Annotated in this window: 14 protein-coding genes; 11 read left to right on the top strand and 3 right to left on the bottom strand. The window is 72.8% G+C overall.

Annotation, left to right across the window (positions count from 1 at the left end; all coding sequences use genetic code 11):
• The first annotated feature begins 45 nt into the window (after positions 1-45).
• The 10 genes from BUB75_RS15460 to BUB75_RS15415 all read left to right on the top strand — a co-directional run bounded on the left by BUB75_RS15460 (position 46) and on the right by BUB75_RS15415 (position 9,698).
• On the top strand, positions 46-1,308 hold the full coding sequence (locus BUB75_RS15460) for a glutamate-5-semialdehyde dehydrogenase (protein ID WP_073257712.1): 1,263 nt from the start codon (positions 46-48) through the stop codon (positions 1,306-1,308).
• Positions 1,309-1,465: 157 nt separating this feature from the next.
• Complete coding sequence (nadD, locus tag BUB75_RS15455; protein WP_073257710.1) at positions 1,466-2,071, top strand: nicotinate-nucleotide adenylyltransferase; 606 nt, start codon at positions 1,466-1,468, stop codon at positions 2,069-2,071.
• Between the two features lie 107 nt (positions 2,072-2,178).
• On the top strand, positions 2,179-2,475 hold the full coding sequence (locus BUB75_RS15450; RefSeq protein WP_143175226.1) for a hypothetical protein: 297 nt from the start codon (positions 2,179-2,181) through the stop codon (positions 2,473-2,475).
• A 268-nt stretch (positions 2,476-2,743) separates the two neighbouring features.
• Positions 2,744-3,139, top strand: a complete 396-nt coding sequence (rsfS, locus tag BUB75_RS15445; protein ID WP_073257707.1) for a ribosome silencing factor — start codon at positions 2,744-2,746, stop codon at positions 3,137-3,139.
• Positions 3,136-3,828, top strand: a complete 693-nt coding sequence (locus BUB75_RS15440) for a histidine phosphatase family protein (RefSeq protein ID WP_073257705.1) — start codon at positions 3,136-3,138, stop codon at positions 3,826-3,828. Before rsfS ends, BUB75_RS15440 begins: the two co-directional genes overlap by 4 nt.
• 34 nt (positions 3,829-3,862) lie before the next feature.
• Positions 3,863-4,714: a DegV family protein gene (locus BUB75_RS15435; protein WP_073257703.1), complete on the top strand. Its 852-nt coding sequence runs from the start codon at positions 3,863-3,865 to the stop codon at positions 4,712-4,714.
• 105 nt (positions 4,715-4,819) lie between these two features.
• A complete protein-coding gene (locus tag BUB75_RS15430) occupies positions 4,820-5,500 on the top strand; it encodes a ComEA family DNA-binding protein (protein ID WP_073257701.1) in 681 nt (226 codons plus the stop codon).
• A 320-nt stretch (positions 5,501-5,820) separates the two neighbouring features.
• Positions 5,821-8,184: a ComEC/Rec2 family competence protein gene (locus BUB75_RS15425; RefSeq protein WP_073258428.1), complete on the top strand. Its 2,364-nt coding sequence runs from the start codon at positions 5,821-5,823 to the stop codon at positions 8,182-8,184.
• Between the two features lie 126 nt (positions 8,185-8,310).
• Positions 8,311-9,306: a DNA polymerase III subunit delta gene (gene holA / locus BUB75_RS15420; protein ID WP_073257698.1), complete on the top strand. Its 996-nt coding sequence runs from the start codon at positions 8,311-8,313 to the stop codon at positions 9,304-9,306.
• Positions 9,303-9,698, top strand: coding sequence for a hypothetical protein (locus BUB75_RS15415; protein ID WP_073257696.1), 396 nt, complete (start codon positions 9,303-9,305; stop codon positions 9,696-9,698). The genes holA and BUB75_RS15415 overlap by 4 nt, the downstream gene beginning before the upstream one ends.
• Positions 9,699-9,779: 81 nt before the next feature.
• On the opposite strand, the gene rpsT is transcribed toward BUB75_RS15415, so the two are convergent.
• Positions 9,780-10,040, bottom strand: a complete 261-nt coding sequence (gene rpsT / locus BUB75_RS15410; RefSeq protein WP_073257695.1) for a 30S ribosomal protein S20 — start codon at positions 10,038-10,040, stop codon at positions 9,780-9,782.
• A gap of 426 nt (positions 10,041-10,466) precedes the next feature.
• Here rpsT and lepA point away from each other — a divergent pair, with 426 nt between their 5' ends.
• Positions 10,467-12,308, top strand: a complete 1,842-nt coding sequence (lepA, locus tag BUB75_RS15405) for a translation elongation factor 4 (protein WP_073257694.1) — start codon at positions 10,467-10,469, stop codon at positions 12,306-12,308.
• Positions 12,309-12,395: 87 nt separating this feature from the next.
• On the opposite strand, the gene BUB75_RS15400 is transcribed toward lepA, so the two are convergent.
• Together BUB75_RS15400 and BUB75_RS15395 are read right to left on the bottom strand one after the other, a co-directional pair.
• The gene (locus tag BUB75_RS15400; RefSeq protein ID WP_073257692.1) at positions 12,396-14,822 is read right to left on the bottom strand and encodes an FtsX-like permease family protein; all 2,427 of its coding nucleotides are present in this window, start codon (positions 14,820-14,822) and stop codon (positions 12,396-12,398) included.
• Complete coding sequence (locus BUB75_RS15395; RefSeq protein WP_073257690.1) at positions 14,822-15,568, bottom strand: ABC transporter ATP-binding protein; 747 nt, start codon at positions 15,566-15,568, stop codon at positions 14,822-14,824. Before BUB75_RS15395 ends, BUB75_RS15400 begins: the two co-directional genes overlap by 1 nt.
• Positions 15,569-15,672: the final 104 nt, after the last annotated feature.

Genomic DNA, 15,672 nt, shown 5'->3' with positions numbered 1-15,672 from the left:
GCGGCGCCGTAAGATTGTTGAACAATCTTAGGTGAGGAGCGCAGGATGACGACCGAGCAGGAGGTCCGCGCCGTAGCGGCCCGGTCCAAGGAAGCTGCTGCGGAGCTGGCGCCGCTGACGCGCGCGGAGAAGGACGCCGCGCTGCACGCGATGGCGGACGCCCTCGTCGCTGCGTCCTCGACGGTGCTGTCGGCGAACGAGCAGGATCTCGAGGCGGGCCGTGCGGCCGGGCTCTCGAGTGGCCTGCTCGACCGGCTCGCTCTGTCACCGGAGCGGATCGAGGGTATGGCCCAAGGGCTCCGCGACGTCGCGGCGCTGCCCGACCCGATCGGCGAGGTCGTCCGCGGCTACACGCTGCCGAACGGGCTCGAGGTGCGCCAGATCCGGGTGCCGCTCGGCGTCATCGGGATCATCTACGAGGCCAGGCCTAACGTCACGGTGGACGCCGCCGGGCTGTGCGTGAAGAGCGGAAACGCGGCGCTGCTGCGGGGCTCGGCGTCCGCGTACCACTCGAACACCGCGCTGGTCGCGGTGCTGTCCGAGGCGGCGGCGAAGGCGGGTCTGCCCGCGGACGCGATCCAGCTGGTGCCGGGGACCGACCGGGAGTCGGTGACGCACCTGATGCGGGCCCGAGGGCTGGTGGACGTGATCATTCCGCGCGGTGGTGCGGGGCTGATCAAGAACGTCGTGGAGAACTCGATCGTGCCGGTGATCGAGACCGGGGTGGGTAACTGCCACGTCTACGTGGACGCGGCGGCCGACCTGGAGATGGCGTCGTCGATCACGCTCAACTCGAAGCTGCACCGTCCTAGCGTGTGCAACGCGGCGGAGACGCTGCTGGTGCATTCGTCGGTGGCGAAGGCATTTCTCCCGTCGATAGCGGCCTCGCTGCACGCGTCCGGCGTGACCCTGCACGTGGACGCCGCTACTGCGGAGCTGGTTCCGGCGGGTCCGCTGACCGTGCCGGCGACCGATGCCGACTGGGAGACCGAGTACAACTCGCTGGATCTGGCGGTGCGGGTGGTCGACTCGGTGGACGAGGCGGTCGCACACATCCGCCGGTGGGGGAGCGGGCACACCGAGGCGATCGTCTCCTCGGACACCAGGGCGGTGCGGCGGTTCAGTTCGCGGCTGGACAGCGCGGCGGTGATGGTGAACGCGTCGACGCGGTTCACCGACGGCGGGGAGTTCGGGTTCGGGGCCGAGATCGGCATCTCGACGCAGAAGCTGCACGCCCGGGGGCCGATGGGGCTGCCGGAGATGACCAGCACGACGTATCTCGTCACCGGCGACGGTCACGTGCGCTGAGGCTTGCGTCCCGGCGCGGATTCACGCGAAACCGGCCTCTACGGGCTTCGTAGAGGCCGGTCTCGCGTGCATCGGCGCGGCGGTTCAACGACGTGAGGAGACTCGCAGAACGCGCGGCTCTTCGGGTACGTCACGGTCGGGATGCGAAGATTTCGGGATGAGCGAACGGCGTCCGCCAGCCCGGCGGGTCGGGGTCATGGGCGGCACGTTCGACCCGGTCCACCACGGTCACCTGGTCGCGGCGAGCGAGGTCGGCAGCCTGTTCGGCCTCGACGAGGTCGTGTTCGTCCCGACCGGTAACCCGTGGCAGAAGGACGACGCCACGGTGAGCGCCCCCGAGGACCGCTACCTGATGACCGTCATCGCGACGGCGTCCAACCCGCGCTTCTCGGTCAGCCGTGTCGACATCGACCGACCCGGCCCGACCTACACGATCGACACGCTGCGCGACCTTCGCCGGCTCTGGGGTCCGGACGTCGAGCTGTTCTTCATCACCGGCGCCGACGCGCTCTCGGCGATCCTCTCCTGGAAAGACGTCGACGAGCTGTTCGACCTGGCGCACTTCATCGGCGTGACCCGGCCCGGCTACACGCTGTCCGGCGCTCACCTCCCGGAGGACGCGGTGACGCTGGTCGACGTCCCGGCGATGGCGATCTCGTCGAGCGGGTGCCGGGACCGGGTCCGGGCGGGCCTGCCGGTCTGGTACCTGGTACCGGACGGGGTCGTCCAATACATCGAGAAGCGCCGCCTGTACCGACCGTGACGCGTTGATCTGCGGCGTCCACACCCGACTGAACGCATGTTTCGTCGGCCCTGTTCGGCGGGCACTGAGACGTCAAGCAGGCTCACAGGACATGGCGCAGGAAGGGCGTGCCGGAAATGGCGTACCGCAGCGGATACCGCTCGTCGACCAGCCGGGCGGTGATGGCGATCACGACGGCGCTCGTCGTGATGATCGTTCTCGGAATCGTATTCGTTCTGCTCAACGCGAACCAGGCGAACATGATCGTGGACTTCGTGCTCGACGTCGGCCGGTGGCTGACCAGGCCGTTCGCGAACCTGTTCCAGATGGACACGGTCGATCAGGCAGTCCTCGTCAACTGGGGGATCGCGGCGGTCGTCTACCTGTTCATCGGTTCGGCACTGGCGCGGCTCGCCCGCGGTTGAGCCGTATTCCCACGGGGCGTCCGGCTTTTGCCGGGCGCCCCTTTGGTTTCTCGATCGGGCTCGGTTCTCGATCCGGCGGGCAGAGTTTCAATTCTGTTACCTAGCGCGCCACGTTTCTGCCAGCAGAGTCCGTTTCGGTGGCAACGGGGTTGTTTTCATCGTTTCTCGCTTTGTGCTCTCGGCGGTCGATGGCGACCGGCACCGGCGATCCTGCGCGGAACGTGAGACGCTAGTAGTTCGGAATTGTCAGTTACAGGAAGGGGCCGCCGTGGCCGTCTCCGCCCGTGCGAACGAGCTGGCGCTCGCCGCCGCCCAAGCCGCCTCCGACAAGCTCGCGACCGACATCGTCGTTCTCGACGTCAGCGAGCAGCTCGTCATTACCGACGCGTTCGTCATCGCGTCGGCCCCGAACGAGCGTCAAGTGTCGGCGATCGTCGACGCGGTGGAGGAGCGGCTGCTCGGTCTGGGAGCCAAGCCGGTACGCCGGGAGGGCGAGCGCGAGGGGCGCTGGGTCCTGCTCGACTTCGTCGACATCGTGGTGCACGTGCAGCACGCCGAGGAGCGGTCGTTCTACGCCCTCGAGCGCCTGTGGAAGGACTGCCCGACGATCCCGTTCGTGGACGCCGCGCTGGCCACCGGTGGCGACACCGGTAACTCGCAGTGACCGCGCGTCGCGTCCTGATCTGGCGGCACGGGCGGACCGAGTGGAACGCCGCCGGCCGGATCCAGGGGCAGACCGACGTCCCGCTCGACGAGATCGGCGTCCAGCAGGCGATCCAGGCGGCACCGCTGCTCGCGGCCGAGGGTCCGGACGCGATCGTCAGCAGTGACCTCCAGCGGGCCAAGCGCACCGCCGACGCGTTGGCGGCCGTGACCGGTCTCCCGGTCAGCGTCGACGCCCGGCTGCGAGAGACCGGCTTCGGGCCCTGGCAGGGCCTGTCCCACACTGAGCTGGCCGAGCGGTGGCCGGACGAGTACGCGGTGTGGAAGCGGGGTGAGACGCCCGAGCTTCCCGGGATCGAGCGGCCGGCCGACGTCATCGCCCGGATGCGGGAGGCGCTGACCGACGCGCTCGGCGCGGTCGAGGGGACGCTCGTCGTGGTGTGCCACGGTGGTGCGGCTCGGCGTGCGGTGCAGGCGCTCACCGGTTGGTCGGACGAGGTGGCCGCGCAACTGGCGGCGCTGGGCAACTGCCGCTGGTCTGAGCTGCGGCACTCCACGACGCGCGGCTGGCGTCTGCACGCGCACAACGTCGGTCCGCTGAGCGGTGCGGCCGCGAACGACGAGCCGTCCACGGCCGCCGACGCCGAGCCGGCCGCCGAGGAGGAGCTGACCTCGTCACCGCGGAGTTGAACCCCCAGGTCTGAGCGGGGGTTAGTGTTCGCGCATGGCTCGCCGCGTTGCCGTCGTCACCGATTCCACGTCCGACATCCCGCGCGAGCTGGTGGCCCGGTACGAGCTGACCGTGGTCCCGACCTACGTCACGATCGGTGAGGCCACCGGCCGGGAAGGGCTCGACATCAGCTCGGCCGACGTCGCGGTCGCGCTGCGGCAGGGCCGGGTACCGGTGACGACGTCCAGGGCGACGCCGCACTCGTTGGGCGAGGCATATCGGGAGGCGTTCGCCGGTGGTGTCGACGCGGTGGTGTCGATCCACCTCTCGGCGACGCTCTCCGGGACGTACGAGGCCGCGTTGCTGGCGGCGGCGTCCAGCGCGGGCCCGGTGACCGTGGTCGACTCCCGCTCGATCGCGATGGGCCTCGGCGCCGCGGTGCTCGAGGCGGCGAGCGTCGCGCAGGACGGTGGTTCGGCCGAGGAGGTCCGGGACGCCGCGCTCGACGCGGTCGACCGGACCACGCTGCTGTTCTACGTGGACACGCTGGAACACCTGCGGCGTGGCGGGCGGATCAGCGCGGCCGCCGCGTTGATCGGGACGACGCTGTCGGTGAAGCCGATCCTGCGGCTGGAGGACGGGCAGATCGTCGTCGCGGAGCGGGTCCGGACCGCGCAGCGCGCGCTGGCGAAGCTCGAGGAGATGGCGGTCCTCGCCGCGGGCTCGGACGGGGTGGATCTGACGGTGCAGCACCTGGCCGCCCAGGAGCGTGCGGACGCTCTGCGCGAGCGGTTGTTCGTCCGGGTGCCACGGATCGGGCGGATGCTGACCGGTGAGGTGGGGCCGACCGTCGGTGCGCACGTCGGACCGGGGCTGGTGGGTGTGGCGGTGACGCGGCACCGGTAGCACATCCGGGCCGGTGGAGGAGGTTTTCCACCGACGGGCGAGTTGTCCACAGCGCGCGTCGTCGCCGGTGGGGTGGGGCGGTCGGGGCGCTTACGGTCGGCCGGCATGGAACGCCGACAGGTAACCGACGCCGCTCTGATCGCCCGGTCACGGGTGGCCGCGCTGTCACGTACCGGGCCGGACGTGCTGGATTCGCCGCTCGGTCCGAGCCGCCGTGGGGTGATCGTGCTCGCGACGGTCGCGGTGCTGGTCGCGCTGATCGCCGGGGTTGCGGCCTGGCGCGCCCGTCCGGATACCGAACCGGTGGTGACCGCGTCGATCGTCGACGCGCCGTCTGCCGTCTCCTCGTCGGCGGAGGCCCCGGCCGAGGCGGTGGTCGCGGTGAGTGGGCGGGTGCGCCGTCCCGGGCTGGTGCGGCTCCCTGCCGGTTCCCGGGTCGCGGACGCGGTGGAGGCGGCCGGTGGCGCGCTGCCGGGTGCGGACCTCGGAACGCTCAACCTGGCGCGCAAGGTGGTGGACGGGGAGTTGATCGCGGTCGGGGTCCCGGCGCCGGCCGGTGCGGCTCCGGGCGCTGGGCCGTCGAGCGGTACGGACGCGCCGCTCGATCTGAACCTCGCCACCGCCGAGCAGTTCGACGCGTTGCCCGGGGTCGGCCCGGTGCTCGCCGAGCGGATCGTGGAGTACCGCACCGAGCACGGCGGTTTCCGGTCGGTGGACCAGCTGCGCGAGGTCGAGGGGATCGGCGACACGCGGTTCGAGAAGCTCCGTGAGCTGGTGCGGGTGTGAGGTCGGGTGAGCGGCGCGCGCCCGGCGGCGCCCCGGCTCCCGGCGGCGCCCCGGCTCCCGGCGGCGCCGCTCAGGTCGCCGCTCCGGCGGCCGCGCCGAGCCGCGAGGCAGCGGCGGGCGCGGGGCGGCCGCCGGTGGACTTACGGCTGGCGGGGGTGGCGCTCGGGGCGTGGATCACCGTGTGGTGGTGCCTGGGCCACGGGCCCGGCGCAGCGGCCTGGGCGGCCGCAGGCGCGGCCCTGGTGGCGGCCATCGCCGCCGCGACCGGCACAACCCTCCTCCGCGCCGCCGATGCGGCCGCGCGCGCGGGTGGCGCGACCGTGAGTGCGGCCGGCGTCGCCGTGCGCGCGGGCCGCGCCGCGCCCGTGAGGGGCGGGCCGGGCGCGCGAGGGCGGGTGGCGCGACCCGCGTGGGGCCGCGCGGTGGGCGTGGGCGGCGCGTCGGGCGCGCGAGGGCGGGTGGCGCGACCCGTGTGGGGCCGCGCGGTGGGCGTGGGTGGGTTGGGGCAGGGGCGGGGGATTTGGGTGGGTGGGCTGGCGCTCGGGATCGCCGGGGTGGCGCTGGGCGCGGCCACCGGCGCCGTCGCTGCGCTCCCGCGGCTCGTGGAACGGGACACCGGGCCGCTCGCCCGTGCGGTGGTGCGATCGGGAACGGTCAGCGTCCGGCTGGTCGTGCGGGATGATCCGCGCCCGTCCGCCGTCCGGCGCGGTGGGGTTCCGCTCTGGGTCGTCCCGGCGTCGGTGGAGGAGCTCACCGCCGACGGCGTCCGCCACGCGACCGGCGGCCGGATCCTCGTCCTCGGACGCGACGCCGGGTGGGAAGGGCTGCTCCCGGGCCAGGCCGTCGCCGTCGGCGGACGCCTGCTCGCGCCCCAGCGGCGGGACCTCACGGCCGCGGTGCTCTCGACCACGGAAGCGCCGCAGCGGCTCGGCGAGCCACCCTGGCTGCAGCGCGCCGCTGGCGACCTGCGCGAAGGGCTCCGGGACGCCTGCGCACCGCTCCCCGACAAACCCGGTGGCCTGCTGCCCGGTCTCGTCGTCGGTGACACGTCCGAGCTCGACCCCGGCGTCGAGGAAGCGTTCCGGCAGACCGGGATGACGCACCTGACCGCGGTGTCCGGCGCGAACCTGGCGATCATGGCCGGGCTGGTGCTGGTCACCCTCCGCGGAGTGCGCGTAAGCCCGGGCTGGTCGGCGGCCCTCGCCGCGGTCGCGGTCGCGGGGTTCGTCGTGCTGGCACGCCCCTCGCCGAGCGTCGTCCGGGCGGCGGCGATGTGCGGACTCGGACTGCTGGCGCTCGCGCTGGGGCGACCCCGCGCCGCGGTTCCCGCGCTCTGCGTCTCGGTGGTGGCCCTGGTCCTCGGCGACCCGGCGTTGGCCGCGGCGCCCGGCTTCGCGCTCTCGGTGGCCGCCACGGCCGGGCTGCTGCTCCTCGCGCCGGTCTGGTCCGCCGCGATGCAGCGCCGACACGTACCCGTGCCCGCCGCGGACGCGCTGGCCGTGCCCGCCGCAGCCCAGGCCGCCTGCGCGCCGCTGCTCGCGGCGTTGACCGGGACGGTCAGCTTGACCGCGATCCCGGCGAACCTCCTCGCGGCACCCGCGGTCGCCCCGGCCACCGTGCTCGGGCTACTCGCGGCGGTGGCCGCGCCGGTCGCGGAGCCGGTCGCGATCGGGATGGCCTGGCTGGGACAGTGGCCGGCCCGGTGGCTCGTCGTGGTCGCGGAGCGGGGCGCCACCGTGCCCGACGGCCTGGTGCCGTGGCCGGACGGCGCATTCGGCGGCTGGGCGCTCGCGGCACTACTCGCCGGGGGTGCGTTCCTGGCTCGGTGGCGGTTACCGCGCCGGCTCCTCGCGGTGGTGACCGCCGCCGTGGTCGTCGCGGTCCTGCCGATCCGGGTGGTGGCGCCCGGCTGGCCACCGCCGGGCTGGGCACTGGTGGCATGCGACGTCGGGCAGGGCGACGCCGTGGTCCTCCGCGCCGGTGCGGGCTCCGCGGTGGTCGTCGACGTCGGCCCCGACCCCGCACCGGTCGACGGGTGCCTCCGGCGGCTCGGGATCCACCAGGTGCCGCTGCTGGTGCTGAGCCACCTGCACCTGGACCACATCGGTGGCCTCGACGGGGCGCTACGAGGCCGGACGGTCGGTGTGATCGCGCTCGGCCCGTACGCGGAACCGGCGGAGGGCGCTGCGGCGGTGACCCGATCGGCCCGCCGGCATGGCGTCCGCATCGTGCAGTTGACGGCAGGGCGGGAGCTGATCGCGGGAGCCGTCGCACTACGGGTGCTCGGGCCGCTGCGGGTGCTGCGGGGGACCCGCAGCGATCCGAACAACAACAGCCTGATCCTCCGCGCGGACGTGGCGTCGGTCTCGGTGCTGCTCCCCGGCGACGCCGAGCACGACGCCGAGCGGGCGCTGCTGGACGCGGGTGTGCCGCTGGCGGTGGACGTGCTGAAGGTGCCGCACCACGGCTCGGCGTGGTCGGAGCACGCGTTCCTGGACGCCGCCGCAGCCCGGGTGGCGGTGATCCCGGTGGGCGCCGACAACGAGTACGGGCATCCCGACCCCGGCGTTCTCGCGTACCTGGCGCGGCGGGGCGCGCGGGTGCTGCGGACCGACCAGAGCGGCGACCTGGCGGTCGTGGCGCACCGGGACGGGTCGCTGTCCACCGCCGCCCGGCCACCTTGACCTCGTTTCCGGGGGCGTACCACGCCTGGGGAAAAGCGGCTCGCCACCTGGGTTGATGCACCGATAACCCCGTAAAGCGCGTACGCGGGACCGCAACCTTCCGCGCACCGTGCAACGATGTGCGACATGCCTGGCTCGGCTGCCTCTTCGCCCCCGGCCACACTCGCGCCGCTCCACCTCGTCCTCGGAGACGAGAGCTTCCTCGCGGGCCGTGTGGTCGCCGACGTGATCGCCGCCGCACGCGCGGCCGACCCGGAGTGCGACGTCCGCGAACTGGATCTCTCCCAGCTCACCCCCGGTGCGCTGCCGGAGCTGTTCAGCCCGTCCCTGTTCGCCGAGGCGCGGGTGCTCGTCGCCCGCGACGCCCACACCGCGGGCAAAGACCTGGCAGCCGCGCTGCTCAAGCACGGCACCGCACTCGCCAAGGACCCCAGCAGCGGCATCGTGCTGGTCGTCACCCACCTCGGGCAGGCACGCGGTAAGGCGCTGAGCGACGGGCTGAAGAAGGCGGGCGCGGTCACCACCAGCGTCGCGAAGCTCACCAAGCAGCGCGACAAGGTCACGTTCGTGCGCGACGAGATCCGGCGGGCGGGCGGTAAGGCGAGCGAGGAGGTCGCCTCGCTCATCCTCGACGCGGTCGGCTCCGACCTGCGTGAGCTGGCCTCGGTGTGCAGCCAGCTGGTCGCGGACACCGGCGGGCGCGTCGACGCGGAGGCGGTGCGGCAGTACCACCGCGGGCGGGCGGACGTCAGCGGCTTCACGGTCGCCGACGCGGTGATGGTCGGCGACACCGCCGGTGCGCTCGAGGCCCTGCGGTGGGCGCTGACGATCGGCGTCGACCCGGTACCGATCGCGGACGCGCTGGCGGACGGCGTCCGGAGCGTCGCCAGGGTCGCCGGTGCGCGGGGGAGCGGGTACCAGCTCGCGAGCACGCTGGGCATGCCGCCGTGGAAGGTCGAGCGCGCGCAGCGGCAGGGCCGCGGGTGGTCGCAGGCCGGGCTGGCGGCTGCTGCCCGGGCGGCGGCCGTCGCCAACGCCGACGTCAAGGGTGGCGCCGACGATCGGAACTACGCGCTGGAACGGGCGGTGCTCGCGATCGTCTCCGCCAGGGAAGTCCGGTGACGGCGCGGTTACTCGCGGCGCTCCGGGAGCGGTCGGATCCGGCGGTGCGGGACGCGGCGCGCCCGCTCTACGCGCGGGTGCTGCGGCTGCGGCACCTGGAGCCGGGCAAGTTGCTCTGCGCGCTGTACTTCGAGGGCTCGATCGTCCTGGCGATGCTGCTGGCGTTCGCCGACCTGGTGAGCTGGTGGGGTGTGCTGGCGACGCCGGCGACGGTCGCGGCGATGGTGAAGCTGAACGACGTCGTCGCCGGGCGGCTGCCGGACCCGCACGCGGCCCGGCGTCCCCGGTCCCGGAACGACGCGGCGATCTCCGGTAACGCCGCGCTCGACGAGGAGCCCGACACCGCCGTCCTCGGGATCGTGCACGTGCGGCCGCCCCGCCCGCCCGAATAGAGCCGCCCGCCCGAATAGAGCCGAAACGACGAAGGCACCGTCCCCCGGAGGGGCGGTGCCTTCGTGGTGCGCGTCAGAGCGTCAGAGCGACTCGGCCCGCTTCGCCATGGCCGACTTCTTGTTCGCGGCCTGGTTCTGGTGGATGACGCCCTTGCTGGTGGCCTTGTCGAGCGCACGGGACGCGTTGCGCAGCTCGGTGAGAGCCGTCTCACGGTCACCGGCGTCGGCCGCCGTCCGGAACTTCCGGATCGCCGTCTTGAGCGACGACTTGACGGCCTTGTTGCGCAGGCGCGCCTTCTCGTTGGTCTTGATGCGCTTGATCTGGGACTTGATGTTCGCCACGCGTAAGCCTCGGGTTTGGTCGTGTTGTGCTGGCAAGTTCGAACGATGGCGGGGGTGCTCGAGACTCTCGTCGAGGGCCTCGTCGAGCAGCGCACATCGCGCGCCCGCCGCGCGAAAACCCAGGTTACCAGCTCCCACGCGATCCCATCAAAACGCCCGAGCCGCGCCGACGCGGTGTCAAATCCCCGGGGCTATCACGACCAGGATTTGCCACCGCTCAGCGCGCGCCACCGCGCGGCGCCCGCGCGCCCCCGCGCGGCCACCGCGCGGCCACCGCGCGCCACCCCAGGGGCGGGGGACACCGCCGCGAGACGGGCACCGTGGGCGCGTGGGAGAATTGGGGGAACGTCGCCCCGCGACCGGTGCACACGGCGGCCCGAACGCCGCGCACCACTCACGTCTCCAGAGGAAGAGAGGGACACCCGCGTGCCCCCGACGCCGCGCCCGGGATCGACAGACCCGAGCCTGATCCGCAACTTCTGCATCATCGCGCACATCGACCACGGCAAGTCGACGCTGGCCGACCGCATGCTGCAGAAGACCGGCGTGGTCAACGAGCGGCAGATGCGCGCCCAGTACCTCGACCGGATGGACATCGAGCGCGAGCGCGGCATCACGATCAAGTCGCAGGCCGTCCGTCTCCCGTGGGAAGCCCAGGGCCAGACCCACATCCTGAACATGATCGACACCCCGGGGCACGTCGACTTCACGTACGAGGTGTCCCGGAGCCTCGCTGCCTGCGAAGGCGCCGTCCTCCTCGTCGACGCCGCCCAGGGCATCGAGGCGCAGACGCTCGCGAACCTCTACCTGGCGCTCGAGAACGACCTGCACATCATCCCGGTGCTCAACAAGATCGACCTGCCCGCCGCCCAGCCCGAGAAGTACGCCGAGGAACTCGCGAAGCTGATCGGCTGCGAGCCCGAAGACTGCCTCAAGGTCTCCGGCAAGACCGGCGAGGGCGTCGAGCACCTGCTCAACGAGATCGTCCGCCAGTTCCCCCCGCCGACCGGCAACGCGGACGCCCCTGCCCGGGCGATGATCTTCGACTCGGTCTACGACACCTACCGCGGCGTCGTCACCTATATCCGGGTCATCGACGGCCAGCTCAACGCCCGCGAGCGCATCAAGATGATGTCCACCGCGGCCACCCACGAGCTGCTCGAACTCGGCGTCATCTCGCCCGAGCCGGTGCCGTCCGACGCGCTCGGCGTCGGCGAGGTGGGCTACCTGATCACCGGGGTGAAGGACGTCCGTCAGTCCAAGGTCGGTGACACGGTCACCAACAACGCGAAGCCGGCCCAGCAGAGCCTCCCCGGCTACGCCGAAGCCAAGCCGATGGTGTTCTCCGGCCTCTACCCGATCGACGGCTCGGACTACCCGATCCTCCGCGAGGCGCTCGACAAGCTCCAGCTCAACGACGCCGCACTCGCCTACGAGCCGGAGACCTCCGCCGCGCTCGGGTTCGGCTTCCGCGTCGGCTTCCTCGGCCTGCTGCACCTGGAGATCATCCGGGAGCGGCTGGAGCGCGAGTTCGGCCTCGACCTGATCGCGACCGCGCCGAACGTCGTCTACCGCGTGATCATGGAAGACAAGACCGAGCACATCGTCACGAACCCGAGCGAATTCCCGCACGGGAAGATCGACGAGGTGTACGAGCCGATCGTCCGCGCCACCGTCCTGGCGCCCAGCGACTTCATCGGCGCGATCATGGAACTCTGCCAGTCCCGCCGCGGCGTCCTCCAGGGCATGGACTACCTCTCCGAAGACCGCGTCGAGCTGCGCTACACGCTCCCGCTCGCCGAGATCATCTTCGACTTCTTCGACCAGCTGAAGTCCCGCACCAAGGGTTACGCGAGCCTCGACTACGAGCCCATCGGCGAGCAGACCGCCGCGCTCGTGAAGGTCGACATCCTGCTCCAGGGCGAGCAGGTCGACGCGTTCAGCGCGATCGTGCACAAGGACAAGGCCTACAACTACGGCACGACGATGGCCCAGAAGCTCCGCGAGCTGATCCCGCGGCAGCAGTTCGAGGTGCCGATCCAGGCCGCGATCGGTTCCCGGGTCATCGCCCGCGAGAACATCCGCGCGATCCGCAAGGACGTCCTCGCGAAGTGCTACGGCGGTGACATCTCCCGGAAGCGCAAGCTCCTCGAGAAGCAAAAAGAGGGCAAGAAGCGGATGAAGATGGTCGGCCGCGTCGAGGTCCCTCAGGAGGCGTTCATCGCTGCGCTCTCCACCGGAGAAGGCCCCAAAGACAAAGCCAAATAAACCTCTTTACGCCCCCACCGCGCCGCCGGGAGCTCATCCAGCTCCACCGCACGGGCGCACCACCGTCAGCGCACACACCGCCCGGGGTCACCCGGCTGCGGGGCGGTGCAGGAGGGACCACGCGGGGAGCACGGTCGCGCCGAGCGCCAGCGCCAGACACACCAGCGCCGACACCCCGATCGAGCCCCACGGCACCACCGGAGCGGCGTCCTCGACCGAGCGCCCCAGCGCGTTGGCAAGACCGAGCAGACTGAACACCGTCGCGGCGACGGCCATCCCGACCCCGACCAGCACCACCAGCACCGCCTCGCCGGCCACCACCCGGACGCCCTGGCGCGGCGTCGCACCGGACAGCCGCAGCAGCGCCAGCTCCTGCCGCCGGTCGAACGTCGCCATCAGCAGCGTGTTCACGATCGCCAGCCCGGTGTAGAGCAGCGCGACGCCCAGCAACGCGATCAGCGCCAGCTGGTTCCCCTCGTTCGCCTCCGCGCTCCGGGCGTCGGCGTACGCGACCCGATCGATCACGTCCACACCGAGCCCGCCGACGGCCGCGCGGACGGCGTCGGGGGACGAACCCCGGACGTACACGGCGGGTGCCAGCGCCGCCGGATCGTGCGCGCGGACCGTGTCGATCGGCAGGAGCACGCTGGTCGATTGGAGCGAGGACACCACCGCGGCCACCCGCAGCCGTTCGGTCGCCCCGTCGGCGAACGTCACCGCGACCGTGTCACCGACGCCCAAACCGGTGGCGTCCGGCACGGTGATCGTGCCGGGGCGGAGGTCGGCCAGTGACCCGGCGACGACCGCGGGGTTCAGCGTGCGGCGCAGCGTCGTCGGGTCGACGCCGAGCGCGTCACCGGTGATCCCGTGACCGAGGCGGCCGGCCCCGTCCGGCTCGGCAGGTGCGACCTCCCACACCGTGGTCGCCAGCGGGGCGGACACGACGGCGTCGGGCGCAGCAGCGGCCACCGCGGCCGGCACCCCCGCATCCACGCCGGATCCGGACGCCGCGACCACGACGGCGTCGGCGGTCAGCCGGGCGCGCAGGTCGGCGTCGGTGGCGTGGGCCAGGGTCGCGATCGCGCCGATCATCGAACCGGCCACCCCGACCGTGACCAGCACCGGCGCGGCCGTGGACGCGACCCGGCGCACCGCGGTCAGCGCGCCCTGGCGCACCAGCAGCGGCTCGGCTCCGCGCGATGCCGCCAGCGGCCAGCTGACCAGCCGGATCACCGGCGGCAGCAGCACCGGCGCCAGCAGCGCGAACGCGACCACGAACAGCTCGCCGACGAAGACCGTCAGCGCGATCGCGCCCTCCTCCTCGACGTACCCGGCGACCACGATCATCGCCACCGCGCCGGCGAGGAACAGCAGCCCCCAGAACCAACGGCCCAACGTCATCGGACGACGCTCGACGCCCGCCTCCCGCATGGCCTCCACCGGCGACACGCGTCCGGCGCGGCGGGCAGCGGTCCAGGACCCGAGCAGCGCGACCACCAGCCCGATGCCGAACCCGAGCGTCAGCGGCCAGAACCGGGCCTCCGGTGCGAACGACGACGGCACCAGCTCGGCCCGCTCCAGCCCCCACGCGTAGGCGCTCATGAGCGGGATGCCCAGCAGCGACCCGCCCGCGGCGGCGGCACCGCCGGCCAGCAGCGCCTCCAGGTAGACCATTCGCCGTACCTGCCGGGGGAACGCGCCGACGAGACGCAGCAGCGCGAACTCCCGCCGACGCTGCGAGACCGCGAACGCGAACGTCGAGGCCACCACGAAGATCGCGACAAATCCGGCCAGCCCGGCGGAGATGCCGAGCAGCGCGGTTGCGTCGTCGAGCTGCACACGGTCCGGGTTCGGCTCGGCCAGCCGCCGATCGTCGCCGGTACGGACCACGACGGACGGTCCCACCGCCTTCCGGATGGCCGCTGCCAGAGCGTCCACCGGGGCGTTCGAGACGAGAAGGCCGACGGCGCGCACCGTTCCCCACCGGGCCGCATCGCGGTCGGAAACGTAGAAACCGGGCCGATCGAGGACACCGGAGACGCGCAGCCGGTGCTCGCCGTCCGCCGCCCGTAGCCGCACCACCGCACCGGGGGCCAGACCCGACGACCGTCCGACCACCACCTCACCCTCGGCGGGCGCAGTACCACCCACCAGCGACGCCCCGGCCAGCCGCACGCTCGACCAGCCGCGCCCCTCGACCGGGCCCCGGTCCAGCTGCGCCGGGAACACGACGTCCGGGATCGCGGCCGTCACCCCGGGGACGGCAGCCAACCGCGGCGCCAGCCCGGGCGGCGGCGGGGGCTGGTCGGCGAGCTGGTCGTCGGACATCCGGGCGCCCTGCACGACGATCGGCGCCGCCGCGTACCGGGTGAGCGCGGTGTCGAGGCCGTCCCGCTCGCCGACCGCGGCCAGCAGCGACGCGGCGCCGCTGATCAGCGCCGCGCCGAGCGCGACCGCGACCATCGTGCCGAGCAGCCCGGCCCAGCGGCTCCGTAGCGTGTCCAGCGCGAGCATCAGGACTCCAGATGTGCGAGGCGGGCCGCGACCGCGTCGGCAGTGGGGTCGGCGAGCTGACCGACGACACGACCGTCGGCGAGGAACACGACCCGGTGGGCGTAGGAGGCGGCGATCGGGTCGTGCGTGACCATCACGATCGTCTGACGCTCCCGGTCGACCAGCCCGCGGAGCAGCGTCAGCACCTCGCGCGAGGTGGTGCTGTCCAGCGCGCCGGTCGGCTCGTCGGCGAAGAGCACCGCCGGGCGGCTGATCAGCGCACGGGCGATCGCCACCCGCTGCTGCTGCCCGCCGGACAGCTCGGTCGGGCGGTGCTTGGCGCGGTCGGCGAGCCCGACGGCGGCCAGCGCGTCCCGGATCTGAGCACCGGACGGGCGGCGGCGCGCCAACCGCAGCGGCAGCTCGACGTTCTGCGCGGCGGTCAGCGACGGCAGCAGGTTGAACGACTGGAACACGAAGCCGATCCGGTCGCGGCGCAGCAGCGTCCGCTGGGTCTCGTTGAGCTTGGTGACGGTGACGCCCGCGACCTCGACCGTGCCCTCGGTGGGGGAGTCGAGCCCGGCCGCGCACTGCAGCAGCGTCGATTTCCCGGAACCGGACGGGCCCATGACCGCGGTGAACGTCCCCGCGGGGAACACGATCGTGACGCCGTCGAGCGCGGTGACCCGCTGGCTCCGGGTGCGGTAGATCTTCCGGACGCCATGGAGCGCGGCGGCGACCGCGGTGGTCTGGTCGGTGGCGAGCATGCTCCGAGCCAACCGCGATGCGGGCCGCCGATCACCACAGCCCACCGGAGGCTTCGTGGTAGAGCCAGCTCCACCACTCCACAATGGGCGGTGCGCGAACTGTC

The sequence above is a fragment of the Cryptosporangium aurantiacum genome (assembly GCF_900143005.1).
GTDB classification, from domain to species: domain Bacteria; phylum Actinomycetota; class Actinomycetes; order Mycobacteriales; family Cryptosporangiaceae; genus Cryptosporangium; species Cryptosporangium aurantiacum.
This window is presented reverse-complemented; position numbering and strand designations above follow the sequence as displayed.